Origin of the sequence: Amycolatopsis minnesotensis (assembly GCF_039529815.1) — a bacterium.
Lineage (GTDB): Bacteria > Actinomycetota > Actinomycetes > Mycobacteriales > Pseudonocardiaceae > Amycolatopsis > Amycolatopsis minnesotensis.
The window spans coordinates 26,036-50,812 of record NZ_BAAANN010000051.1; the positions used below are offsets into that span (position 1 = coordinate 26,036).

The 24,777-nt window shown below is 69.5% G+C and carries 18 protein-coding genes; 10 read left to right on the top strand and 8 right to left on the bottom strand.

Translation table 11 applies throughout. The features are described from left to right. Positions 1–203 precede the first annotated feature (203 nt). Together ABD256_RS39530 and ABD256_RS39535 are read left to right on the top strand one after the other, a co-directional pair. The gene (locus ABD256_RS39530) at positions 204–1,283 is read left to right on the top strand and encodes an NAD(P)H-dependent amine dehydrogenase family protein (RefSeq protein WP_344430704.1); all 1,080 of its coding nucleotides are present in this window, start codon (positions 204–206) and stop codon (positions 1,281–1,283) included. Further along, positions 1,280–1,765, top strand: a complete 486-nt coding sequence (locus ABD256_RS39535; RefSeq protein WP_344430706.1) for a carboxymuconolactone decarboxylase family protein — start codon at positions 1,280–1,282, stop codon at positions 1,763–1,765. Before ABD256_RS39530 ends, ABD256_RS39535 begins: the two co-directional genes overlap by 4 nt. A gap of 446 nt (positions 1,766–2,211) precedes the next feature. On the opposite strand, the gene ABD256_RS39540 is transcribed toward ABD256_RS39535, so the two are convergent. Then, entirely contained in the window at positions 2,212–3,720 is a 1,509-nt protein-coding gene (locus ABD256_RS39540; RefSeq protein WP_486303472.1) for a GMC oxidoreductase, read from the bottom strand. A gap of 358 nt (positions 3,721–4,078) precedes the next feature. Here ABD256_RS39540 and ABD256_RS39545 point away from each other — a divergent pair, with 358 nt between their 5' ends. Further along, positions 4,079–4,945, top strand: a complete 867-nt coding sequence (locus ABD256_RS39545; RefSeq protein WP_344430710.1) for an alpha/beta hydrolase — start codon at positions 4,079–4,081, stop codon at positions 4,943–4,945. Here ABD256_RS39545 and ABD256_RS39550 read toward each other — a convergent pair. Both ABD256_RS39550 and ABD256_RS39555 read right to left on the bottom strand, forming a co-directional pair. Further along, on the bottom strand, positions 4,913–5,116 hold the full coding sequence (locus ABD256_RS39550; RefSeq protein ID WP_344430740.1) for an NAD(P)-binding protein: 204 nt from the start codon (positions 5,114–5,116) through the stop codon (positions 4,913–4,915). The genes ABD256_RS39545 and ABD256_RS39550 overlap by 33 nt on opposite strands. Before the next feature lie 1,191 nt (positions 5,117–6,307). Further along, positions 6,308–7,228 carry a LysR family transcriptional regulator gene (locus tag ABD256_RS39555; RefSeq protein ID WP_344430712.1) on the bottom strand — a complete coding sequence of 307 codons (921 nt, stop codon included), beginning with the start codon at positions 7,226–7,228 and terminating at the stop codon, positions 6,308–6,310. Positions 7,229–7,332: 104 nt separating this feature from the next. Here ABD256_RS39555 and ABD256_RS39560 point away from each other — a divergent pair, with 104 nt between their 5' ends. From ABD256_RS39560 to ABD256_RS39585, 5 genes are all read left to right on the top strand, one after another. After that, positions 7,333–9,372, top strand: coding sequence for an oxidoreductase (locus ABD256_RS39560; protein ID WP_344430714.1), 2,040 nt, complete (start codon positions 7,333–7,335; stop codon positions 9,370–9,372). A 19-nt stretch (positions 9,373–9,391) separates the two neighbouring features. Further along, complete coding sequence (locus ABD256_RS39565) at positions 9,392–10,627, top strand: aromatic ring-hydroxylating oxygenase subunit alpha (RefSeq protein ID WP_344430716.1); 1,236 nt, start codon at positions 9,392–9,394, stop codon at positions 10,625–10,627. Beyond that, positions 10,624–11,667, top strand: coding sequence for an FAD-binding oxidoreductase (locus tag ABD256_RS39570; protein WP_344430718.1), 1,044 nt, complete (start codon positions 10,624–10,626; stop codon positions 11,665–11,667). Before ABD256_RS39565 ends, ABD256_RS39570 begins: the two co-directional genes overlap by 4 nt. A 401-nt stretch (positions 11,668–12,068) precedes the next feature. Then, on the top strand, positions 12,069–12,560 hold the full coding sequence (locus tag ABD256_RS44585; RefSeq protein ID WP_425546598.1) for a DUF222 domain-containing protein: 492 nt from the start codon (positions 12,069–12,071) through the stop codon (positions 12,558–12,560). A 717-nt stretch (positions 12,561–13,277) separates the two neighbouring features. Next, positions 13,278–16,403, top strand: coding sequence for an AfsR/SARP family transcriptional regulator (locus ABD256_RS39585; protein WP_344430722.1), 3,126 nt, complete (start codon positions 13,278–13,280; stop codon positions 16,401–16,403). Here ABD256_RS39585 and ABD256_RS39590 read toward each other — a convergent pair. The 3 genes from ABD256_RS39590 to ABD256_RS39600 are packed head-to-tail and all read right to left on the bottom strand — an operon-like array spanning position 16,373 to position 18,974. Next, a complete protein-coding gene (locus ABD256_RS39590; protein WP_344430724.1) occupies positions 16,373–17,236 on the bottom strand; it encodes a DUF4097 family beta strand repeat-containing protein in 864 nt (287 codons plus the stop codon). The genes ABD256_RS39585 and ABD256_RS39590 overlap by 31 nt on opposite strands. A 38-nt stretch (positions 17,237–17,274) precedes the next feature. After that, complete coding sequence (locus ABD256_RS39595) at positions 17,275–18,039, bottom strand: ABC transporter permease (RefSeq protein ID WP_344430726.1); 765 nt, start codon at positions 18,037–18,039, stop codon at positions 17,275–17,277. Beyond that, positions 18,036–18,974: an ATP-binding cassette domain-containing protein gene (locus ABD256_RS39600; protein WP_344430728.1), complete on the bottom strand. Its 939-nt coding sequence runs from the start codon at positions 18,972–18,974 to the stop codon at positions 18,036–18,038. Before ABD256_RS39600 ends, ABD256_RS39595 begins: the two co-directional genes overlap by 4 nt. Positions 18,975–19,137: 163 nt before the next feature. Between ABD256_RS39600 and ABD256_RS39605 the strand changes: the two genes are divergently transcribed. After that, positions 19,138–20,364, top strand: a complete 1,227-nt coding sequence (locus ABD256_RS39605; protein ID WP_344430730.1) for a cytochrome P450 — start codon at positions 19,138–19,140, stop codon at positions 20,362–20,364. 892 nt (positions 20,365–21,256) lie between these two features. On the opposite strand, the gene ABD256_RS39610 is transcribed toward ABD256_RS39605, so the two are convergent. Both ABD256_RS39610 and ABD256_RS39615 read right to left on the bottom strand, forming a co-directional pair. Next, positions 21,257–21,799: a carboxymuconolactone decarboxylase family protein gene (locus ABD256_RS39610; RefSeq protein WP_344430732.1), complete on the bottom strand. Its 543-nt coding sequence runs from the start codon at positions 21,797–21,799 to the stop codon at positions 21,257–21,259. Next, entirely contained in the window at positions 21,796–22,662 is an 867-nt protein-coding gene (locus tag ABD256_RS39615) for an SDR family oxidoreductase (RefSeq protein WP_344430734.1), read from the bottom strand. Before ABD256_RS39615 ends, ABD256_RS39610 begins: the two co-directional genes overlap by 4 nt. A gap of 658 nt (positions 22,663–23,320) precedes the next feature. Between ABD256_RS39615 and ABD256_RS39620 the strand changes: the two genes are divergently transcribed. Continuing rightward, positions 23,321–24,445, top strand: coding sequence for a S1 family peptidase (locus ABD256_RS39620; RefSeq protein WP_344430736.1), 1,125 nt, complete (start codon positions 23,321–23,323; stop codon positions 24,443–24,445). Positions 24,446–24,777: the final 332 nt, after the last annotated feature.

The following is a 24,777-nucleotide window of genomic DNA, read 5'->3' on the forward strand; positions in this document are numbered from 1 at the left end:
CTTTCCCCGTCGCGGGGCAGCACCCTCCGATCCGTCTTGGGTGAACGCCGTGCCACCTGAAAGTCCTCCCCATCAGGAAGACCGCTCGCCCCGCCCCGGGACGACGATCTACGCGGGCGCGTATTCCAGCGTCTTCGCACTCCTGGTCCGCTCACCGGAACGTTTTCCTTGCCCTGACCGGGAAAGACCGGGAAGATCGGCGAATGATCGCCACGGTGGTGTGGGGAACGGGCAACGTGGGCCGGGCGGCAATCCGGGCCGTCGAGGCCCATCCGGCGCTGAAGCTGGCCGCCGTGCTGGTGCACAACCCGGAGAAGGTCGGCAAGGACGCGGGCGAACTCGCCGGGCTCGGCACGGAACTGGGTGTGCTCGCCACCGACGACGTCGAAACCGTGCTGGCGGCGAGTCCGCGGGCGGTCGTGTACGCCGCTTCGGGCGACATCCGTCCCGGCGACGCGCTCGCCGACATCGTGCGGGCGATCCGGGCGGGGGCGGTCGTCGTGAGCCCGGCGCTCTACCCGTTGTACGACCAGCGGAACGCGCCACCGGAACTGCGCGAGCCGGTGCTGGCGGCGATCGCCGACGGCGGCGGCTCGCTGTTCGTCTCCGGTGTCGATCCCGGCTGGGGCAACGACGTGCTGCCGTTGCTGGTCAGCGGGCTCGGGACCATTGTGGACACCGTCCGCTGCCAGGAGATCTTCGACTACTCGACCTACGAGCAGCCCGATTCCGTCCGCTACCTGGTCGGCATGGGGCAGCCGATGGACTACCAGCCGCCGATGCTCATGACGGGCGTGCCGTCGATGGTGTGGGGCGGGCAGATCCGGTTGATGGCGCGCGGACTCGGCGTCGAGGTCGGCGAACTTCGCGAGACGCTCGACCGGCGGCCGCTCGAAGAAACCGTGACCACGCGGACCATGGGCGAGTTCGAGGCGGGCACCCAGGGCGCGGTGCGGTTCGAGGTGCGGGGAATCGTCGACGGCGAGCCCCGGATCGTCGTCGAGCACGTCACGCGCATCCACCCGTCGTGCGCGCCGGACTGGCCGTCACCGCCGAGCGGAGCGGGCGCGCACCGCGTGATCATCGAAGGCAGGCCGCGGATCGAGGTCACCGTCGAAGCGAGCGACGAAGGGGAAAACCGTTCCGCGGGCGGGAATGCCACCGCCGTCGGACGGCTCGTCGGCGCGATCGACTGGCTCACCGAAGCGGAACCCGGTCTCTACGACGCACTCGACGTCCCGCTGCGCCCGGCAGCAGGCCGGTTCGGAAGGAGGCGTGGATGAACATCGACATCCCCGACGGCAAGGACCCGATCGGCTACGTGTGGGGCGAAATGGTGCCCGGGATCGGGACCGCGGCCGCCGGCTTCTCGATGGCGGTCTACTCGCACACCACGTTGGGGCTGCGCGAGTTCGAGGCCGCGCGGCTGCGGATCGCGCAGATCAACGGCTGCGTGTTCTGCCTCGACTGGCGCACCGAACGGGATGGCCAGAAGGTCGAGGATGAGTTCGCCGACGCCGTGCTCGACTGGCGCGCCACCGACCGCTTCGACGACCGCACGCGCCTCGCCGCCGAGTACGCCGAACGCTACGCGCTGGACCACCACGGCTTCGACGACGCCTTCTGGGCGCGGATGGCCGAGCACTACACGCAGGCGGAAATCGTCGAACTGAGCATGAGCATCGGCTCGTGGCTGGCGTTCGGCAGGCTGAACCACGTACTCGGCCTCGACGTCGCCTGCGTCCTGCCGTCCCACCAATCGTGACCGCGGTGTCGCCTTCACGGCAGCTACCGCGCATGCCCTGAAGGGGCCCCTGAGGGAATCTGATGCCGCGAAGGCGCCCTTCAGGGCATGGGCATCGCCGTGTTGTCTGCCGTGAAGGGCGAGATCGCGGCGCCAGATTCCGCGAAGGCGCCCTTCAGGGCATGGGCTCAGATCTTGTAACCCGCGCCTCATACTCGTACCCACGCTGGCGCACCGAAAAGGGCCTCCCAGAGCGTGACGGCCACGAATGCGACCTCCACCGCCCCACCCCGCCCCGAGCCGATGCCCCGAAAGAACCCTTGAGGGAACCTGACGCCGCAAAGGCGACCTTCAGGGCACGGGCCACCACCACGCCGCACGCCACGAAGGCCGAGATCGCGGCGCCAGATTCCCCAAAGGCGCCCTTCAGGGACTGCGCAAGGGAATCCGGTGCCGCGAGCCGGGGCTCAGAAATCCGTGGCGGCGATCTTCTCGATGTTCCGTTCGGCCAGCGCCGTGATGGTGACGAACGGGTTGACGCTGGTGTTGCCGGGGATCAGCGCGCCGTCGATGACGTACAGGCCCCGGTATCCGGCGAGCCTGCCGTAGTTGTCGGTCGCCTTGTTCAGCACCGCGCCGCCGAGCGGGTGGTAGGTGAGGTGGTCGCCCCAGATCTTGTACACGCCGAAGAGGTCGGTCCGGTAGATCGTCCCCTCCTTCGCGTTGATCTTGTCGAAAATGGACTTCGCCATGTCGATCGACGGCTGCTTCCACGCCGCCTGCCAGTTCAGGTCGACGCGCTGGGCCGCCTGGTTCCAGGTGAACTGGGCCCGGTTCGGGTTCTTCGTGATGGACAGGTAGAACGACGCCCAGGTCTCGATCCCGGTCGGCAGCGGCGCGACCTCCGCGAAGGCACCGCCCGCCGCCCAGTTGTCGATGCCGCCGGTGGGGATGGACGCCTGGAGGCTGCCGGTCGGGTCCCAGAGGTGGTTGGCGCGCCCGCACATCACGTTCCCGTTGTCGCCCCAGCCCTTCCCGATCTCGCCGTTCAGGTTGGGCAGCGCCCCGGTCGCCTTCAGCTTCACCAGCAGCTTGCTCGTGCCGACGCTGCCCGCGGCGAAGAACACCTTGTCCGCGGTCACCGTCTTGGTGGCGGTCACCGCGCCCACGGTGTCCAGCTGGTCGATCGTGACCGTGTACCCGCCGCCGGATGCGGGCGCGACCGAGGTCACGCGGTGCAGCGGCGAAACGGTGACCCGGCCGGTCGCCGCGATCTGCGCGAGGTAGGTCTTCTGCAGCGACTTCTTGCCGTAGTTGTTGCCGTACAGGATTTCCCCTGCCAGCGCCGACTTCGGCACGGTACCGGCCTGTTCCTTCTTCATGTAGTCCCAGTCGTACACGTCGGGCACGAACACGAACGGGAATCCGGACCGCTGCGCCTGTTTCCGGCCGACCCGCGCGTACTGGTAGCACTCGGCGCTGTCGAACCAGGCCGGGTCGATCGTGCCGACGCCGAGCCCCGCGTTGGCGCGCGGGTAGTAGACGTCGTACATCTCGCCCGCGTCGACCGTCGGGAGGATCGCGCCGAAGTTCTCCCGTTTCGGCGTGACGGCCATGCCGCCGTTGACCAGCGAGCCGCCGCCGACACCGCGCCCCTGGTAGACGGTGATGCCGCTGAACTCCTCGGCGTCGAGAATCCCGGTGTAGCGCGGGATGTCGCGGTCGATGGGAAACCCGAGGAAGTTGGACAGCGGCTGTTTCGTCCTGGTGCGCAACCAGTACGAGCGCTGGTCCGGGCTGGTGGTGTTGGTGAAGATCTTGCCGTCGGATCCGGGTTTGTCCCAGGCCATGCCCATTTCGATCAGCTGCACGTCGATACCGGCCTGTGCGAGCCGGAGCGCGGCAACCGAACCGCCGTAACCGGACCCGATCACGAGCGCGGGCACCCGCGCCCCGTCCGAGACGGTGGCGGCCACCCGCTGCGCTGCGGCGCTGGCAGGCCCCGCCAAAGCCGCCCCGGCCAAGATAGAACCAGTTCCAGCTATGAAGAGCCGCCGGGACACTGCACCGGAGTTCCTTCTCCACACGGCTTCGTCATTCATGCGATGATCCTCACCGTTGAGGTATTTAGAACAAGTTATAACTTGACAGTGACGGCAAGTCGACATGTACCCACGAGTAGCGTCCGGGCGATGGCACCGCGTTGGCGCGAATGGGCCACCGAGGACGAACGGCCAGAACCTCTTACCCGTTCGCCCCGGCGGGCCGGAAACGGGGCACCGCGCGCGCTAGCTTGCGGGGAGTGCCCCGCCCCCGTGAACGCCTGAGGAAGAGATGACCGACTCGCAGCCCGTCGTACTGGTCCACGGTTTCTGGCACGGCGGCTGGTGCTGGAGCCGGGTGACCGAGCAGCTCGCCGCGCGCGGGATCCAGTCGGTCGCGGTCGATCTCGACGGGCACGGGCTGCGGAGCCCCGCACTGCGCGCCCGCTGGGCACGGCCCTTCGACGCGACGGCGTTCGCCACCGAGTCCTCACCGGTCGCCACCGTCACCGCGTCCTCCGCGGCGGCCGCCCTCGCCGATCAGGTACGCACGATCGGCGACGGGCGGCCGTGTCTCGTGGTCGCGCACAGCATGGGTGGCGCGGTCGCGACCGCGCTCGCCGAACTCGTCCCGGAACTCGTCGGCGGGCTGGTCTACGTCTCCGCGATCGCCCCGGTGAGCGGCGTGCCCGCCGGGTCCTACGCCGCTTACCCCGAGAACGCGGGCGAGAAGCTGTCCCGGCTGCTGGTGGCCGACCCGGCGGTGGTCGGCGCGGCGCGCGTCGACTTCGGCGATCCGGCCAGCCGCGAGCAGATCAAGGAGGCGTTCTGCCACGACGCCGACGACCGCACCGCGGCGGCCGCGATCGCCCTGCTGAGCCCGGACGGCCCGCTGGGCATGCTCCGCGAGGAACTGACCGTGACGGCGGCCCGTTACGGCAGCATCCCGCACACCTACGTGACCTGCGCGCAGGACAACGCCATCCGGCTACCGCTGCAACACCGGTTCATCGAGGAGATCGACGCCGTGTCGGCCACCCCTGCCACCGTGGTCGAACTCGATACCTCCCACTCGCCCTTCTATTCCCAGCCCGCCGCGCTCACCGAAGCGAGCGCCACCGCGGCGTCACGGTCCGCCGCTCAGACGGCCGGGGTCTGACCGAACCGCCCGATCTTCCCGGGATCGGTCTCGGCCGCCAGGGTTGTGGGATCGCCCGTCGGGATCGCGGCCGTACACCGGCACCGCGATCCCGTGCCGCCGCAGAACGCGCGCGCACGTCAGGCCACCCAGCCCGGCACCGACGATGCCGATCCGCGCGCGTCGTGGCATCGGCGAGTCCACTGTGGATTCCTTTCGCGGTCCGGGCCCCTGGTGCGGCGGACCACTAAAGCAGCACTGACTTCATAAGTGCAAGGACTTTATTTTCATCCTCACTCGCTTACAGGGGTTGCTCATGCCCTGAAGGTGCCCTTCGGGGCATCTGACGCCACGTTCTTGCCCCTCGCGGCATACGACACGGCGACGCCCATGCCCTGAAGGTCGCCTTCGCGGCATCAGATTCCCTCAAGGGTTCTTTCGGGGCATCGACTCGGGGCATCAGCTCGGGGTGGGGTGGGGCGGGGCGGTTCGGCGGAGGTCACATCCGCGGCCCTCCCACTCTGAAAGGCCCTTCTTCGGGGTACCAGCACCGAAACGAGAAAGAGCCGCGAGACCCCAGCACATTCCCCCAAGGACGCCTTCGGGGAATCTGACGTCACGATCTCGCCCCTCACGGCATACGACACGGCGACGCCCATGCCCTGAAGGTCGCCTTTGCGACATCAGATTCCCTCAAAGGCCCCTTCAGGGCATGCACCCCGGGGCAGGGCGGGTCCGCGAAGGTCAAATCCACGGCCCTCCCACTCTGAAAGGCCCTTTTTCGGGGCGCCAGCGCAGGCACGAGCAGGAGGCGTGCGCTGTGAAATCTGAGCCCATGCCCTGAAGGTCGCCTTCGCGACATCAGATTCCCTCAAAGGCCCCTTCAGGGCATGCGCCCCGGGGCAGGGCGGGTCCGCGAAGGTCAAATCCACGGCCCTCCCACTCTGAAAGGCCCTTCTTCGGGGTACCAGCACCGAAACGAGAAAGAGCCGCGAGACCCCAGCACATTCCCCCAAGGACGCCTTCGGGGAATCTGACGTCACGATCTCGCCCCTCACGGCATACGACACGGCGACGCCCATGCCCTGAAGGTCGCCTTTGCGGCGTCAGATTCCCTCAAAGGCCCCTTCAGGGCATGCACCCCGGGGCAGGGCGGGTCCGCGAAGGCCACATCCACGGCCCTCCCACTCTGAAAGGCCCTTCTTCGGGGTACCAGCACCGAAACGAGAAAGAGCCGCGAGACCCCAGCACATGCCGGTGCACCGCGACACCGAACGCGCTCGCGGATTCGCGGGTCAGGGCAGTTCGAGGACTGCACCATTCACGGTGCCGACGGAAAACGTGATTCCTGTCCGGAGAACCGATTCTCGCCAGGTGGGTCGTTCAGATTTCGGCGTCGGGCAGGATATGGGACGCGGTCGCGGTGATGGTGCCCAGCGCTCGGGCGATCGTGGGGTTTTCGCGTGCGCCCATGCGGGTGGCGGCGAGGATCCGGCGGGCTGGCGTCGGCTCGCCGCGCAGCGGGATGCGGGTGATCGGCCAGTGGCTGTGCAGGCGGGCCAGCCGCGGGACGAGGCTGACGCCGAAGCCGTGCGCGACGAACGCGGTGCCGGTGTCCCATTCGTCGGCGTAGTGCGCGATATCGGGCGAAAAGCCCGCCGCCATGCACGCGGTGGTGACCAGGTGGTGGTAGGTGCTTCCCGACTTGCTGACGATCCAGGGTTCGTTCGCGGCGTCGGAAAGGGTGACCGATGGGCGCTCGGTCAGCGGGTGGCCTGCGGGGGTGACCAGGTCGAGCGGGTCATCGAGCAGCGGTTGCTGGTCGAACCGCCGATCCGATAGCGGCGGGGTGTCGGCCGTGACGATCACCAGCGCCAGATCGGCTTCGCCGGCCAGCAGCAGGTCGAAGCAGCGGGCCGGCTCGGCTTCGAGCAGGCGCACGGTCAGGCCGGGAAAGCTGTCGCGCAGGTCCGCCGCGGCCGGGGGCAGCAGGTGCGTCGCGGCGGTCGAGAACCCGCACAGCGTGAAGGGGCCGCTGGGTTCGTCGGCCAGCGCGGCCAGCTCCACCCGCGCGCGTTCCCATTGCGCGTACAGGGTTTCCGCGTGGCGGAGCACCGTGTGGGCGGCCGCGGTGAGCCGGATCCGCCGCCCCTGCGGGACCACCAGCTCGACGCCAAGATCCGCGGAGAGCTGGCGGAGCTGATGCGAAACCGCCGACGGGGTGTAGTTCAGCACCTGCGCCGCGGCGGTGACGGTGCCGTGCTTGGCGACGAGCTGGAGCACGCGGAGCCTGCTGTCAATCATGCAAGGATTTTGCACGGTTTCCTGCGCGGACGTTTGATTGTTCTTCCGTGGTGCCCGGCCGCACCCTGAGTGGACGCAGCCCCTACGCACTCCCGAGGAGCGGTATGCGCACCACGGATCCGCTGCTTCAGCCGTTCACGATCAAGCACCTCACCTTGCGCAACCGCGTGGTCAGCACCTCGCACGAACCGGCGTTCGCCGACGACGGCCTGCCGAAGGACCGCTACCGCGCGTACCACCTGGAGAAGGCGCGGGGTGGCGTCGGGCTGACCATGATCGGCGGCTCCGCGGTCGTCTCACCGGACAGCCCGCCCTCGTTCGGGAACGTGCGGCTGCACGACGACGAGGTGGTGCGCTGGCTGCGCCCGCTCGCCGACGACGTGCACGCCGAGGGCGCCGCCGTGATGTGCCAGATCACCCATCTCGGCCGCCGCACCAGCAACTACGCCGGCGACTGGCTGCCGGTGCTGTCCGCGTCCCCGCTGCGCGAACCGGCGCACCGCGCGTTCCCGAAGGAGGCCGAGCACTGGGACCTGGACCGGATCGTGCGCGACTACGCCGACGCGGCGGCCCGCTGCCGGGACGGGCACCTCGACGGTGTCGAAATCCAGTCCTACGGCCATTTCCTGGACAGCTTCCTGTCACCGACGACCAACCAGCGCCGCGACGAGTTCGGCGGCAGCCTGGAGCACCGGATGGCGTTCCCGCGCCGGGTGATCCGGGCGGTGCGCGAGGCGGTCGGACCGGAGTTCCTCATCGGCATCCGGATGTCGCTGGACGAGGACCGCCCCGGCGGGCTGACCTTCGACGACGCACTGATCGCGGCGCGGTGCTTCATCGACGACGGCATCGACTTCATCAGCACCATCCGCGGCTCGATCGAAAGCGACGCGACGCTGGCGAAGGTGATCCCGTCGATGGGCACCCCGGCGGCACCGTTCCTCGAGTTCACGGCCGAGGTGAAGCGCCGCCTGGACGTCCCGGTGATGCACGCCGCGCGCATCGCCGACGTCGCCACCGCCCGCCACGCCGTCCGCGAGGGCCTGCTCGACCTCGTCGGCATGACCCGCGCCCAGATCGCCGATCCGCACCTGGTCGCCAAGATCGCCGCGGGCGAGGAGGACCGGATCCGGCCGTGCGTCGGCGCGAGCTACTGCCTGGACGCGATCTACGACTCCGGTGACACCAAGTGCATCCACAACCCGGCCACCGGCAGGGAGCAATGGCTGCCGCACACCATCACGCCCGCGGCCGGCCGGGTCAAGGCCGTGGTCGTCGGCGCCGGTCCGGCCGGGCTCGAAGCGGCGCGCGTGCTCGGTGAACGGGGGCACGAAGTCGTCGTGTTCGAAGCAGGTGACGTACCGGGCGGGCAGGTGCGCATCGCCGCCTCGAACCCCCGTCGGCGGGATCTGCTCGGCATCGTCGACTGGCGGGTCGGCGAGTGCAAGCGGCACGGCGTCGACATCCGGTGCGGGGTTCTCGCCGAGCCGGAAGACATCCTCGCCGAGGCGCCCGAGGTCGTCGTCATCGCCACCGGCGGCCTGCCCGACCTGACGTTCCTGGCCGAGGGCGGGGATCTCGTGGCCGATACGTGGGACGTGCTCACCGGCTCGGTGCGGCCGCGAGGACCCGTGCTCGTCTACGACGACAACGGCGCCTACCCGGGAATGGACGCGGCCGAGGTGCTCGCCCGCGGCGGGGCCGCGATCGAGTACGTGACACCGGAACGGACGCTCGCCCCGGACGTCGGCAGCATGAACTCCCCCGCCTACCTCAAGGCCTTCGCCGAGCACGGGGTGCGCGTCACGGTGGCGCACCGGTTGCGGTCCGTGCGGCGCACCGGCGACGGTTCCCTGACCGCGACGCTGTCCAGCGACTACGCGGACGCGGAGTTCGAACGCGTCGTGGCCGCGGTGGTCGTCGAGCACGGGACGCTGCCGAATGACGACCTCTACCGGGACCTGCTCCCCCGCTCCACGAACCTCGGCGAGGTCGACCACCCCGCCCTGCTGGGGCTCGGGCCGCAGCGAGTCGTCCGCCATCCCGGCGGGCGCTTCCGGCTGTTCCGCATCGGCGATGCCGTGACCAGCCGCAACATCCACGCCGCCACGTTCGACGCGCTGCGGCTGTGCCTGCCGATCTGATCAGGAAGGACCGGAGAACATGACACTCGATACCGCTGACCTCGTCGACCGGCGGATACCCGGTCGCAGCCTGGAAGCGCCGTTCTACGCCAGCCGGGAGGTCTTCGACCTCGACCTCGCCGCGGTGTGGACCCGGCAGTGGATTTTCGTTGCGGCGGAAGGGGAACTCCCCGAACCCGGCGACTACGTCACGGCGGCGATCGGCCCTTATTCGATCATCGTGGTGCGCGACGACGACGAGAACCTCACAGCCCTGCACAACGTGTGCCGCCACCGCGGCGCGCGGATCCTCACCGAAGAGCGCGGCTCGGTCGGCAACATCGTCTGCGGCTATCACAAGTGGACCTACCGGACGGACGGCAGCCTGCTGCACGCCCCGGCGCAGGACGGCGGTTTCGACCCCGCGTGCTTCGGGCTCAAGACCGTGCACGTGCGCAGCGTCGGCGGGCTCGTTTTCGTCTGTCTCGCCGAGGATCCGCCACCGGATTTCGCCGAGGTCGCCTCCCGCATCGAGCCCTACCTACTCCCCCACCGGTTGCGGGAGGCGAAGGTGGCCGCGCGGGTCGACCTCGTCGAAGACTGCAACTGGAAGCTGACGATGGAGAACAACCGGGAGTGCTACCACTGCGACGGCCATCCCGAGCTGGTGCGCTCGTTCTTCCCGACCTACGGCTACCGCGAGGACCAGCTCCCGCCCCCGCTGCGCCCGGCCTACGAACGGTACTGCCGGGTGCGGGCGGAACTGCGGGAAACCTACGACCGGCTCGGCCTCCCCTACGAAACCATCGAAGAGCTGACCCGCCCGAGCGGGTTCCGGATCGAACGCGAGCCGCTCGACCTCGCGGGCGAGTCCTTCACCCCGGACGGCACGGCCGCGTGCCGCCGCCTGCTCGCCGACTTCCCCACCGCGCGTCTCGGGCACCTTTCCCTGCACTGGCAACCCAACGCGTGGTTCCACGTGCTCAGCGAGCACGCGATCACCTTCGCCGTGCTCCCGATTGCCCCGGACAGGACGCTGCTCCGCACCACCTGGCTCGTCCACCCGGACGCGGAAGAGGGCGTCGACTACGACCTCGGCAGGCTGACCAAGGTGTGGACGGCCACGAACGAGCAGGACGCGGATCTGGTCACCCGCGCGCAGTGCGGGATCACCAGCCCCGCCTACGAGCCTGGCCCGTACGCCCCGTCCGAATACCAGGTCGACGCGTTCTGCACCTGGTACCTCACCCGACTCCGGGAGCACCTGCGCCGATGAACCGATCCTGGGCCTGCCCCCGCGCATGGGAAGACGGTGTCCTGGTCTGCAAGCAGGTCCAGGCCGTCACCGCCGACGTCAAGACGTTCGTGTTCGAACCAGCCGAACCCCGCGTGTTCCGCCACGACCCCGGCCAGCACCTCACCGTCACGCTGGACATCGACGGGAGCGAGATCGACCGGTGCTACACGATCTCGTCCCCGCCGTCCCGCCCGCTCGTCGCCTCGATCACCGTGAAGCGGGTACCCGGCGGGGTGGCGTCGAACTGGCTGCACGATTACCTCGCACCGGGACAGGCGCTGCGCGCACGCGGCCCGCTCGGCACGTTTTCGCCGGTCCAGCACCCGGCGGCCAGGTACCTCTTCCTCTCCGGCGGCAGCGGCATCACCCCGATGATGTCGATGACCAGGACGCTGCACGATCTCGCCCAGCCCACCGACGTGGTCTTCGTGCACAGCGCCCGCGCGCCGGGGGACATCATCTTCCGGCAGGAACTCGATCTCATCGCGGCGACCTCCCGCGACATCCGGGTCGCCCACGTCTGCGAACACGACGGCCCCGGCGAACGGTGGCACGGGCACCGCGGCAGGCTGAGCGCGGACATGCTGCGGCAGATCGCTCCCGATTTCCTCGACCGCGAAGTGTTCATCTGCGGGCCTCCGGCGTACATGGGCGCCGTGCGCCAGATGCTCATCGGGGCTGGGCTTCCCGAGGAGCGCTACCATCAGGAAAGCTTCGACATCCCCGTGCCTCGTTCATCCACTGTGGACTGTTCGGAGAAGTATTCGGTGGAGTTCGCGCGTACTGGGTCGACTGTCGAATGCGGGTCGGATACGTCGGTCCTGGATGCGGCGTCGGCGGCTGGGATCACTCTGCCGTCGTCTTGCGGGCAGGGGATGTGCGGGACTTGCAAGACCACTCTCCTTCGGGGAGCCGTCGATATGCGGCATAATGGGGGGATTCGGGCTCGGGAGGTTGCGGATGACAAGATCCTTCTTTGTTGCGCCAAGCCTCGGGGGGATCTTGTTCTTGATTGCTGATTTCTTGTTCTTGTAGGCGGGTTTGGTGGGCGCGGTGCGGGTTTCAAGCGCGCCTGCGGCGCGCCGTGGAGAACTGTCGCTCCTCGGTGCGGGTCGCGTCGTTGGTCACCAGCGACAGTTCCCCACGGAACGGATCTCTTTGGTCACCTTGGTGTGCCGTTCCCGACGCATTGTCGGTCCCGATTGTTGTTTGGCTTCCGTTGTGTTGTTGTCCCGTTGTGGCAAGCTGTGATATTTCCTGTACCTGATTGGGTGACGGAAAGTGTTTTGCGGGGCGGTAGAATTGTGGCATGGCTATCAAAACTGTGGGTTCTGAGCGTTCCTTGTTTGCTGATTCTGTGGCGTTAGCCAATCTTGTGGAGTGGCGGGCGCAAGCTTTTGCGTTGCGCACTATTTCTCAGATGGTGCGGGTGTCCTCGCGAAGATCGGTGGCCGGGGAGATCGCGTTGCTGTCGAATTTGACGCAGGCCGCAGCGGAACGGAAGGTGGCGCTCGCTGTCGCGTTGACCTCATACCTGCCGTGCACGCTGGCCGCGATGGAAGCTGGGCTCATCAACGAGTATGCGGCCTCGCGGGTATTTGAGGCGACCGCGTGTGTGTCCGAGGGGGTGGCTGCTGAGGTTGACTCGTTGTTGGCGGGGAGGTTCGAGAATCGGAATCCGCCCGCACTGCGGAGGTTGGTCAACTCGTTGCTGATGCGGGTGGATCCTGAGGGGTATGAGCGGCGGCGTCAGGAGAAGATGGCGGCGCGCCGCCGGAGTCCTGGGCGTTCCGCCGCCGGGCGAGGCGAACCCGGTTGCGGATCAGCAGCAGCACGACGATCAGCACCAGCACTCCGGCGCCGCCGAACAGCCACGGCCAGCCCGCCCACCGGGTGTGGCCGTAGACGGTGACGAGTTCGTTCTCGCCGTGTTCCTGGGCGAGGTTGCGCGGCACGAGCATCACGTCGTCCGGACCGAGGAGGTCGTTGCGCGCACGGAACTCTTCGAGGCCGGGGTAGGTCTCGCCGTTCGCGTCGATCACCTTGCCGTTGGCGACGAACAGGGTCATCAGCTCCAGCGCGCCGTCCGGGTGCTTGACCAGCGCGACGCGGCCGGAGATGTCTTCGGGATCGCCACCGGCGTTCCGCACGGCACTGCGAACCGTGCCGGTGAGATCGCAGAAAGTGTCGAAGTAGGTGCCGCCGTGCCGCTCGGTGTCGGGCTTGTCGGTGCAGTCGAACACGCCCAGCAGCCGGGCCAGTAGCCGTTCGGGCGAGTAGTAGGCGGCGAGATTGGCTTTGCGGTCCTCGGGGGCCTCGCCGTAACCGGGCAGGCGGTCGTTCTTGACCGCGGCCGATTCCCAGTACTCCCTGAGGAGGTTCGGCTCGGGATCCGGGGTGTCGGCGGAACCACAGGCGGACACCGCAAAGCCGATCGCCACCAGTACGGCCGTGAGCAGCCGGGGAACGCTACGCATACCGGACAACCTAGGGAACGCGGCCGGGCGGCCGCTTGACCATGACCGGAAGCTGCCATCGGCGGGACCACGGTGAGCCAGCGCCCGATCACCGCGTTGGCCTGCGGCGACGTCTCGACGGCCGGTCGGTCGGCCATGGCAAAATCGACCGGGTGCAGATCGCGATGCTGGGCCCGTTCGAAGTTCGCACCGACGACGGTGCCTTCGCCGACGTGCCGGGCGCGCGGTTGCGCGGGCTGTTGATCGCCCTCGCGCTCAATCCGGGTCACGTGGTCCCGAAGTCGGCGCTCGTCGACTGGATCTGGGGCGAGCACCCGCCCGCCGACGCGACGAATGCCTTGCAGCGCCTCGTTTCCCGGCTGCGGAAGGCGCTGCCGGACGGTGCGGTCGACGGGCAGGCGACCGGGTACCGGCTGGCGGTGGCACCCGACGCCGTCGACGCGGTGCGGTTCGAGCGCCTCCTCGGCGGGACCCACCATGCCAAGGAGCCGGACCGGCTGCGCGAGGCGCTCGCCCTGTGGCGCGGTGCGGCCATGCAGGACATCGGCTTGCCGGACAGCGCGGCGTTCGACGCGGCGGTCACCCGGCTCGAAGGGCTTCGCCTCGGCGCCTTGGAAGACCGGTTCGACGCGGAGATCAGCCTCGGCCACGGCGCGGAGCTGGTCACGGAGCTGACCGACCTGGTGGCCGCGAATCCGGTGCGGGAACGGCTCGTCGCCGCGCTGATGCGCGCACTCGCCGCGAGCGGCCGCGACACCGAGGCGCTGCTCGTGTACCAGCGCACCAGGGAAACGCTGGCCGACTCCCTCGGCGTCGATCCCTCGCCGGAGCTGTCCGCGGTACACGTCGCGCTGCTGCGGGGCGAGCTGGGACGGCGGGAGGAGAACCGGAAGACCAACCTGCGCGCCGAGCTGACCAGCTTCGTCGGCAAGGACGCCGATATCGCCGCGGTCCGCGAACTCGTCACCGGGCATCGGCTCACCACGCTGATCGGGCCAGGCGGCTCCGGCAAGACCAGGCTGGCCAAGGAAACCGCGCGCACGATGGTCGGCGGCCAGCCGGACGGGGTCTGGTTCGTCGAACTCGCCGCCAGCGGCGCCGACGGTGACCTCGCCCAGGCCGCGCTCACCGGGCTCGGGCTGCGGGACACCCTGCTCGGCGCGGCACCGAACGCGGATCCGGTCGGCGGGATCATCGCCGCGATCCGCGAGCGGGAGGCGCTGCTGATCCTGGACAACTGCGAGCACGTGATCGAGGCGGCGGCGGCGTTCGCCGATCGCGTGCTCGGGGAATGCCGCAGGCTGCGGATACTGGCGACGAGCAGGGAACCGCTCGGCATCACCGGGGAAGCGCTGTGGCAGGTCGAGCCGCTGGCCGTGCCGACCGGCGCCGGCCAAGCCGAGATCGAGTCCTCGCCGGCCGTCCGGTTGCTGCGGGACCGGGTCGGCGCGGTGCGCAAGGATCTCGGGACCGATCCGCACGCCCTGTCGACGATGGTGCGGATCTGCCGGGCGCTGGACGGGATGCCGCTGGCGATCGAACTCGCCGCGGCCAGGCTGCGCACCATGACCATCGAGCAGCTCGCCACCAGGCTCGACGACCGGTTCCGCCTGCTGACCAGCGGCAGCCGCACCGCGCTGCCGCGGCACAAGACGCTGCGCGCGGTCGTCGACTGGAGCTGGGAGCTGCTCACCGACGCCGAGCGCACGGTGCTGCGCAGGCTGTCGGTGTTCTCGGGCGGGACCAGCCTGGAAGCGGCCGAGCGGGTTTGCGCGGACGGCACCGTGGCGGCCGACGAGGTGCTGGAGCTGCTCACCTCGCTGGCCGAGAAATCGCTGCTGGTGACCGAACGGGGCCTCGCCCCGCGCTACCGGATGCTCACCACGATCAAGGAGTACGCCGCGGACCGGCTCGCCGAAGCGGGCGAAGCGGACCTGGCCCGCCAGGCCCATGTCGCCTACTTCGTCGAACTCACCGAGACCGCGGAACCACACCTGCGCCGCGCCGAGCAACTGGAATGGCTCACCAAGCTCGAAGCCGACCACGACAACATCAGTGCCGCGATGCGCGGGGCGATCGCGGACGCGAACGCGCAGGCGGCGATGCGGTTCGCGGCGGCGGCCGGGTGGTACTGGTGGCTCGGCGGGCGGCGGGCCGAGGGCAACGAGCTGATGGTCGCGGCCGCGGGCATTCCCGGTGAGGTGGCCGACGAAGTCCGTGCCATGACCTACGCGCTGGTGATCGGCTTCATGACCTCCGGGCGGGGCGACGAACACCTGGCCGAGGAGTGGATCCACGAGGCGTACCGGCTCCGCCAGCGGACCGGGCGCGGCAGTCCCCTGCTGGACCTGATCATCCCGCTGGAGCGCATGCTGCGGGAGCCGGAAGCCGCGGTGTCCGCATGGGAGCCGTTGCTGGACAACGAAGACCCCTGGGTGCGCGCGCTGGCCAGGCTGCAGACGGGCAAGATGCAGATCCTGCTCGGCCAGGACGTGCAGGATGCGGAAGCGCAGCTGGAACGGGCGCTCGCCCAGTTCCAGGCGATCGGCGAACGGTTCGGGATCTCCCTCGCCCTGTCCCAGCTCGGGGAGCGACTCGCCATGCGCGGGGCGTTCGTCGAGGCCTGCGACCGCTACGGACAGGCGATCGCGGTCATCACCGAGGTCGGCGCCGTCGAGGACGTCATCCGGCTGCGGATCCAGCAAGCCCTGCTGTTCCGGCTGCACGGCGATCAGGACGCCAGCGCGGCCGCTCTCGCCGAAGCCGAGCGGAGCGCCGAAGGTGTCACCTGGCCGCACGCGCTGGTCGAGCTGGCACTCACCAAAGCCGATCTCGCGCGCCTAGGCGGAAACCTCGAGGAAGCCCGCTACCAGCTCGGCCTGGCGACCACCTTCCTCGGCGACGACGCGGAGACGGCGAACATCCGCGCGGAAGTGCACAACGCGCTCGGCTACCTGGCCGACGACCTCCGCGAGGCCCGCACCCAGCGCGTGGCCGCCTGGCAGGCGGCATCCGAGGCGGGACACGCGTTCCTGATCGCCAGGGCACTCGTCGGGGTCGCGGACCTGGCGGCCCGCCTCGGTCAGTACGAACAGGCGGCGCGGCTGCTCGCCGCCAGCGTCGGCGTGCGCGGGCTGCCCGATCTCTCCCACCCGGACGCGGCCAGGATCGAACGGGACGCGCGAAATCACCTCGGCGAAGCGCGCTTCGCCGAGGTGACGCGGGAAGGTACCGAGACGAGCCCGGCTCAACTGGTCGAGACCACGCTCGCTTCCTGAGCACCTGCGCGCTGGATGGTGATGTCACCGTGCCGCGTGCGGGCGTGTACCGAAACCCTGTCCTCGGCCGCGCCCGGCTCTCCTTGTGAGACAACGAAGTTGTGCACCGCCCCTCGTTCGCTGACGACGTCGGTGGACACGGCGGTGCCCTCGGTGATGCCGACCTCGATGTTCCCCGAACCGTTCGTCAGCTTCGCCACGCCGTTGGTCATCCGGCCGATCCGGATGGCACCGCTGGCGGTCTCGGCGGTGACGTCGCCGTCGGCGCGGTCGATGTCGAAGTCGCAGCCCGCGCTGCTGAGGTCGAGCTCGCCCGATGCCTCGCCGATCCAGGTCCGCCCGCCCGAGTTCGACAGCTCGACCGCGCCCGTGACCGCGCCGATCCGCAGCGCGAACGCCCCGCCTTCGATGTCGGCGCGCCCGGCGATGTGGCCGACCTCCACCTCACCGGAGGAGACGTTCGCCCGCAGCGCGCCGACGCGGTCGAACTGGACCTGGCCCGATGCCTGGTGCAGCTCGCAGTCGCCGAACCGGCCGTCGGCTCGCACGGCCGAGTAAGCCAGGTAGGCGGCGAGGCTGGACCCGGCAGGCAGGTCGATCGCGATGACGACCGACCCGTCCCTGTCCCCGGAGGTGGTCGTCCGTACCGACAGGTGCCCGTCGGCGAATTCGACCTTGGTCCTGGCGGCCACCCTGACGTGGGACCGGTTCGCCCCGTCGACGGGTTCGACCAGCACCGCGGTGTCGGTCCGGTCGCTCGCGGTGACCCGCACCCTGGCGCCCGCGACCTCGACGGTGGTAGCGATAGGACCTGGCGTTGCGAACGTAGGCATGACGGCTTTCCTTTGTCTCGTAAGTGTTTTCGATGGGGTCAAGCGCGCTTTTTGAAGGTGGACCGCGCCCACAGGTAGCCGACGACGGCGATCCCGGCGCACCACGCGACGGCGGCGATCGCGTCCCCTGTGGACGGTGTGCCGTTGAGCAGCCCGCGGATGGTTTCGATCATCGGCGTGAACGGCTGGTACTCGGCGAACTGCTTCAGGCCCGGCCCCATCTTGTCCGCGGGCACGATCGCGCTGCTGAAGAACGGCAGCATGACCAGCGGCACGGAGGCCATGCCCGCCGTCTCCGGGGACTTGGCGGACAGCCCCAACGCGATCGTGAGCCAGCCAGCCGCGAGACCGATCAGCAGGACCATGCCCGCCACGCCGAGCCAGTCGAGGAAGCCCGCCGCCGGGTCGAAGCCCAGCAGGAAGGCGACCCCGATGAGGGCCACGATGGCGATCACGTTGGTCAGCACGCTGGAGATCACGTGCCCGTTCAGCACGGCGCCGCGGGAGACGTCCATGACCTTGAACCGGTTGATGATGCCCTTCGTCATGTCGGCGTTCACCGCGGTCGCGGTGCCCCCCAGCCCGTAGCAGACAGCCATCAGGATCAGGCCGGGCGTCGCGTAGTCGACGTAGTCCACTCCGACGCTGAACGCGTCGCCGAGCATGTAGACGAACATCAGCATGACCACGATCGGCATCAGGATCGCGTTGAACACCGACATCGGGTTCCTGGCCACGTGCTTGAAGTTGCGGCGCAGCATCACCATCGAGTGGGACTTGGTGCGCATGGTCGTGGTGCTCATTTCACTGCCTCCGCGGTGCGGCCCGTCAGGGCGAGGAAAACGTCGTCGAGGTCGGGGGTCTGGACGGAGAACTCTTCGGCGGCGAGCGCGTTTTCGTCGAGCCTGTCCAGCAGGGCCCGCAGCGATTTCGTGCCGCCGTCGCTGGGCACCCGCAGCGCCAGCGCCTCGTCGTCCCGCGTGGCGCCGGGGAACAGGCGCGCGGCGTTGTCGAGTTCGGCGACGCTGGTGAACCGGAGCCGGACGTGCGTGCCGGGGATCTGGCGCTTGAGGTCGTCGGGGGTGCCCTGGGCGACCAGGCGGCCCTGGTCGAGCACCGCGACGCGGTCGGCGAGCTGATCGGCTTCCTCGAGGTACTGGGTGGTGAGGAAGATGGTCACCCCGTCGGCCACCAGCTCGCGGATGATCGACCACATCGTGCGGCGGCTGCGCGGGTCCAGCCCGGTGGTCGGCTCGTCCAGGAAGATGATCCGCGGGTTGCCGACGAGCGTCATCGCCAGGTCCAGCTTCCGGCGCATGCCACCGGAATAGGTCGACGCGGGCTTCTGCGCCGATTCCACCAGGTCGAACCGCTTCAGCAGATCGGCGACGATCCGCTTGCCGTTGCCGGCGGCCGCCCGGTTCAGGTCCGCCATCAGCTGCAGGTTCTCCTGCCCCGACAGCAGCTCGTCCACCGCCGCGAACTGACCGGTCACCCCGATCGCCGCGCGCACCGCCTTGGCGCCGGTCGCGACGTCGTGCCCGGCGACGCGCACCGTCCCGCCGTCGGCCGCCATCAACGTGGTCAGCACGTTCACCGTCGTCGTCTTGCCTGCCCCGTTCGGGCCGAGCAGGGAGAACACGGTGCCCGCACGAACGTCCAGATCGACGCCGTCGAGCACGACCTTGTCCCCGAAAGCCTTTCGCAGCCCGGAGACCGCAATCGCTGAAGTTGTCATGGGACCACCATCGGCGCCCGGCCTGACACGCCCCAGCCACGCTCCTGCCACGTGTCTGACACGGCGCCGGTCCGTGTCAGGGCCGTGGCGGTTCCGTGTCAGGCGCGGCGGCGATCGTAGTCATCGCACCACCACGAAAGACTCTGCTCCGGAAGGAAGTCCGATGACCCAGACCGTTCCCGTGCCGCGCGGCCTCCCGATGGACCGGGACGCGGGTCCCTTCAACCCGCCCAGCGAGATAACCCGGCTGCGCGAGGCCCGCCCGGTCAGTCCCCTGCTCTTCCCCGACGGGCACGAGGGCTGGCTCGTCACCGGCTACGAAGCCGTCCGCCAGCTCCTGGCCGACACCCGGTTCAGCTCCCGCCAGGACATCGGCATCATCCACGTGCCGCACGAGACCCCCGGCATGCCCGCCCCCACCGAACCGTCGCCGCCGACGCCCGGCCTGTTCGTCGCCATGGACCCGCCGGACCACGGACGGCTGCGGAAACGGCTCACCGGCGCCTTCACCGTCAAGCGCATGAAGCAGCTCGAAGACCACATCATCGACACCGTCGAGCGGCAACTGGACCACCTGGCGCGCCTCACCCCGCCGGTCGACCTGGTCAGGGAGTTCGCGCTGCCGGTGCCCTCACTGGTGATCTGCGAACTGCTCGGCGTCCCCTACGCGGACCGCGAGAGCTTCCAGGCCAGCTCCGCCCAGTTCCTGGTCAAGGACCAGACGCTGGAGGAGAAGATCACCGCCTACACCAACCTGAACACGTACCTTTCCGAACTGGTCACGCGCAAACGCGCCGACCCCGAGGACGACCTGCTGTCCGACCTGGCCCGCCACGACGACCTCACCATCGAGGAGCTGGCCGGCTGCGCCTTCCTGCTGCTGCTCGCCGGCCACGAAACCACCGCCAACGTGCTGGCGCTGGGCACCTTCGCGCTGCTGGAGAACCCCGGCCAGCTTGCCGAACTGCGCGCCGACCCGGACCTGCTCCCCGGCGCCGTCGAGGAGCTCATGCGCTACCTGTCCGTCGCCGACATCTTCTACCGCTACGCCACCGAGGACATCGAACTCGGCGGTGAAACGATCGGCAAGGGATCGACCGTCATCGTCTCCCTGCTGGCCGCGAACCGCGACCCGCGGCGCTTCGACGACCCCGACACCCTGGACATCCACCGCACGGCCCGCGGTCACCTGTCCTTCGGCCACGGCATCCACCAGTGCCTCGGCCAGCAGCTCGCCCGCATCGAGATGCGCGCCGGTTTCGAGGCACTGCTGCGCCGCTTCCCCGGCCTCGCGCTCGCCGTTCCCGCCGACGAGGTGCAGCTCAAGACCGACATGAACATCTACGGCGTGCACGCACTCCCGGTCACCTGGACCGAAACCACCCAGTAGCTCCGGGTCCGCGAAGGATGCTCCTGCAGGGCCGAGGTGGGTCCGTCGCGCATTCCCTGAAGGCGTCCTTCGGGGAATCTGACGCCGCGAAGGCGACCTTCGGGGCATGGGCCGGGATTTCACAGCTCGCGACTCCTTCTCCCATCCGCGCTCATACCCTGCAGAGCGTTCAGGAACGCGCGGGTCGCGGATATCGCCCTTCGCGCGGCCTGCCCGGCTCCGGGCCCATGCCCCGAAGGGGCCCTTGAGGGAACCTAACGCCCCAAAGGCGACCTTCGGGGCATGGGCGTCGCCGCGCCGTATGCCGCGAAGGTCGAGATCGCGGCGTCAGATTCCCCGAAGGCGCCCCTCAGGGCATGCGCCGGGATTCACAGCTCACGACTCCTTCTCCCATCCGCGCTCATGTCCCGAAAAGCAGCCTTCAGGAACGCACATGCCACGGAAGTCGCCTTCCCCGACCCGCACCGCTCCAGGCCCATGCCCCGAAGGGGCCCTTGAGGGAACCTAACGCCGCAAAGGCCACCTTCAGGGCACGGGCGTCGCCGTGTCGTATGCCGCGAAGGTCGAGATCGCGGCGTCAAATTCCCCGAAGGCGCCCTTCAAGGCAGGAGCTGAGATCTCACAACCCGCACCTCCTCTCGTGCCCGCGCTGGCGCACCGAAAAAGGGCCTCCCAGAACGTGACGGCCACGAATGCGACCTCCGCCGACCCACCCTGCCCCGAGCCGATGCCCCGAAAGAACCCTTGAGGGAACCTAACGCCGCAAAGGCCACCTTCAGGGCATCACCATCACCAAGCCCCGCACCACGAAGGGCGAAATCGCGGCGTCAAATTCCCCGAAGGCGTCCTTCACGGACCAAGCCCCTGGCGAAGGCGCAAAGCATCCCGACGGTCACCGCCTCGGTTCGTCGGGCTGGATGCGCAGCGTGGCGAGGAACCCGGCCAGCATGTCGTAGTGGCCGACCAGGAGCAGGAATTCGATCGCGGCCCGCTCGTCGAGCCGCGCGCGCAGTGCCGACCAGGTGGCGTCGTCCAGGTCCCGGTGCTCGAGCAGCACGTCCACCGCGGCCAGCAGTGCGCGCTCGCGGGAGGACCAGCCGGGGGCATCGGGGCCCGCCTCGACGCGCTGGACGTCCTGCGCGGTGACTCCGGCGCGCGCCCCGAGCCGGACGTGGTGCTCGAACTCGTACCGGCACTGCCGGACGTGCGCCACCCGCAGGATGACCAGTTCCGTCTCGCGCCGCGGGAGCGTGCCGCCGGGCATGAGCCGTCCGGCGAAGCGCAGCCAGCCGCGGAACAACCGGCGATGGCGCGCCATGGTGAGGAACAGGTTCGGCGGTGTCGTCCCGCCGACGCGCCCGCTGATCCACGCCACGGCCCAGGCGAACCTGCCGGTTTCGGCGCGCCCGCCCGGCGTGATCCGGGGTGCGGTCACGACGCGGTCCCCGGCCGCAGCAGCCGTCGCATGGCGAAGTTGGCCACCCGCATGAGCAGCACGTACACCGGCGGGCACAGCCGCTGCACCAGGTGGATCAGCCGGATGTCGCGCGAGGTGTAGACCAGGTAGCGGTCGAGCCGCACGCCACGCAAAATCGCCGCGGCCGCCCGCTCGGGCGTGACCGCGTGTCCGCGGAACCGGTCGCGCAGGCGCGCGAACGCCGGGTCCGCCGTGTCGACCCCCGCGACTTCGAGCGCGTCGGCCAGCGGAGTGCGCACCCCGCCTGGGCAGACCAGGCTGACCCCGATGCGGTGCGCGCGCAGGTCGAACCGCAGCACCTCGGACACGCCGCGCAGCCCGAACTTGCTGGCGCTGTAGGCCGCGTGCCACGGCAGCCCGATCAGCCCCGCGGCCGAGGACACGTTCACCAGGTGCCCGCCCCGGCCTTCGGCGATCATCGGCGGCAGGAACGTCTCGATCACGTGGATCGGGCCCATCAGGTTGACCTCGACCATCGACCGCCAGTGCCGGTGTTCGAGCCGGTCCACCGTGCCCCACGCCGAAACGCCCGCGACGTTCATGACGACGTCGAGGCTCCCACAGCTCGCGTGGATCTCGTCGCCGAGCCTGCGGACCTCGGTCAGGCTGCTGACGTCGGCGGCTTCGGCGTAGTCGACCACGCCGCCCGCTTCCCTGATCTCCCGCGCCGATTCCGCCAGCAGCCGCGCGTCGAGATCGGTGAGGTAGAGCCGCGCGCCCGTGGCCGCCGCGAGCCGCGCGGTCGCCCGGCCGATGCCGCTCGCCGCGCCCGTGATCAGTACCCGTCTGCCCGCGATGTCCACGACCGGAAACTTATTCATGAACGCTGATGTTCGTCAATAGTTAGGTGTGACTTCCGGTAACGGGGCATCCCGGCCAGTCGTCGACCCGTCGCGGCCATGGCGAGCCCACCGGCAGGCCGACGAGTTTCTCCGGCGGGGTGAAGGACCGGAAGGTGCACGGGATCGGCGCGGCGGAGTACGCACCGCCCGCGTTGCCGTCGCGGAACGGGTACTTCTCGCGGAACTGGCGCATGTCGTCGTAGCAGGTTTTCAGGTCGCTCGGCGGAACCGGAACCGCCGAAGTGGCAGGTGCCGTCGCGCTCGGCGACCCACTGGACCCGGTGGTCCACATTGGACCCGATCGCGATCGCCCGCTGCTTCCCAGCTCCCACCACAGCCACTCCGGGTGCACCGACGAGTGCCGGATCCCGGACAGGCGTTCGCCGAGCGCGGGGATTCCGCGGTGCGATCGTTCGAATCCGATCCGGATTCGCGGGCCATGCTTTCCGGTGTCATCCGGGAACTGAAGGCAATACTGGAAAGGGTGCCCCCGCCAAAGCGTTCGTAGCGCGCAAGATGCGTTGTTCCTCAGTCCATCGTGTACTCCGGGAAACGGCGGGCAAAGCATTGGTCTGGTAGCGTCCCGGACGCTCCCGGTTCGAGCCCCCGGGAAAATGAATGGATCGTGGGAGTTTCCTTGTCTTCTCGACGCGTCGCCGCCTGTGCCGCGGCGATCGGTGTGTCCCTGCTGTCCGTCTCCCCCGCGGCCGCGGTGACCGGAGGGCGGCAGATCGACGATCCCGCCGCCGCACCGTGGATGGTGACGATCGCGACCAAGGGACCGGAACCCCTTGCGCTGCGGGAGAAGTGCGGCGGCGTGCTCATCGCGCCCAGCCGGGTGGCGACCGCGGGGCACTGCCTGGACCACCTCGACCCCGGGCACCTCGAACTGCACCTCGGCGGCGGGCCGCTGTCCGGCGGGCACGGCCGGATCGTTTCGACCAAGGGCTATTCGATCCACCCCGGCTACCGGCTGGTGTACTCGCCCAGTGCCCCGGGGGACTTCGAAAGGGCAGCGGTGGCGAACGACGCGGCCGTGCTCGAACTGGCCAGCCCGGTGTTCGGCGTTCCCACGGTGCCGGTGGCGCCGCGGGAACCGGAGCCGGGCACCGCGGTGTCCGCGTTCGGGCACGGGCTGACCGCGCCGGTGGCACCGGAGAATCCCACCGCGAGCATCGGTGACGCGCTCAGCCGCGGCGACTTCCGAGTCATCGACGACGAGAGCTGCGGCGCCGAGCTCACCGGTTTGGTCGACGGCCCGTCCGTGCTGTGCGCGGCGGCGCCCACCGCGGGGATCTGCCCCGGGGACAGCGGCGGGCCGCTGATCCAGTACGTCCACGGCAGGCCGGAACTGGCCGGGCTGACCAGCTTCGCCGGCGAAGTGGTCGGCAAGCAGTGCCGGCGGGCGATCCCGGCGGGCTTCGCCGACGCGGCCGGGCTGCGGAGCTTCCTGACCGAACCCCGCCCGGTGCTCGCCCCGATGCCCGAGGGCGAGGTGGAGGTCACCGGGACCAAAGTGGACGGTGCCACCCTCACCTGCGCCCTGCCGCCGTGGGCGGGCGCCGCACCGGATTCGATCGCCTACCGCTGGTACCGCGGCGAGCCCGGTCCGGACGGGGCCCCGGACGGCTACTACCGGATCGAGAACGAGACCGGGCCGAAGCTTCCGGTGACCGCCGAACTCGCCCGGCACAAGGTGATGTGCATCGTGACGGCGACGTCGAAGGGCGGCGCGATCGAACTGTCCAGCGATCCTGCGTGATCGGCGCCCCGCTCGCGCTGTTCTCCGATTCACCGGTCCTCGGCCGAGTTGCGTCGCTGTGGCACATCGCACTCGCACCGCACCCCCGCCGCCGGTGAGCGTCTCCCCTTACGAGAACACTTTCGGTGAAAAGATCACCGGAAGGCACCGGACCGAGGAGAACCGATGAACCGCACGCGAATCGTCCTGACCGCCTCCCTCGCCGGCGTCGTCGCCGCGATCGGCCTGACCGCCACGGTGACCGCGACCGCCGCTCCGCAGGCCGGCCCGGTCACCACCACCGCCGATCTCGACGGCAACGGCGAGATCGAAACCGTCACCACCACGATGGC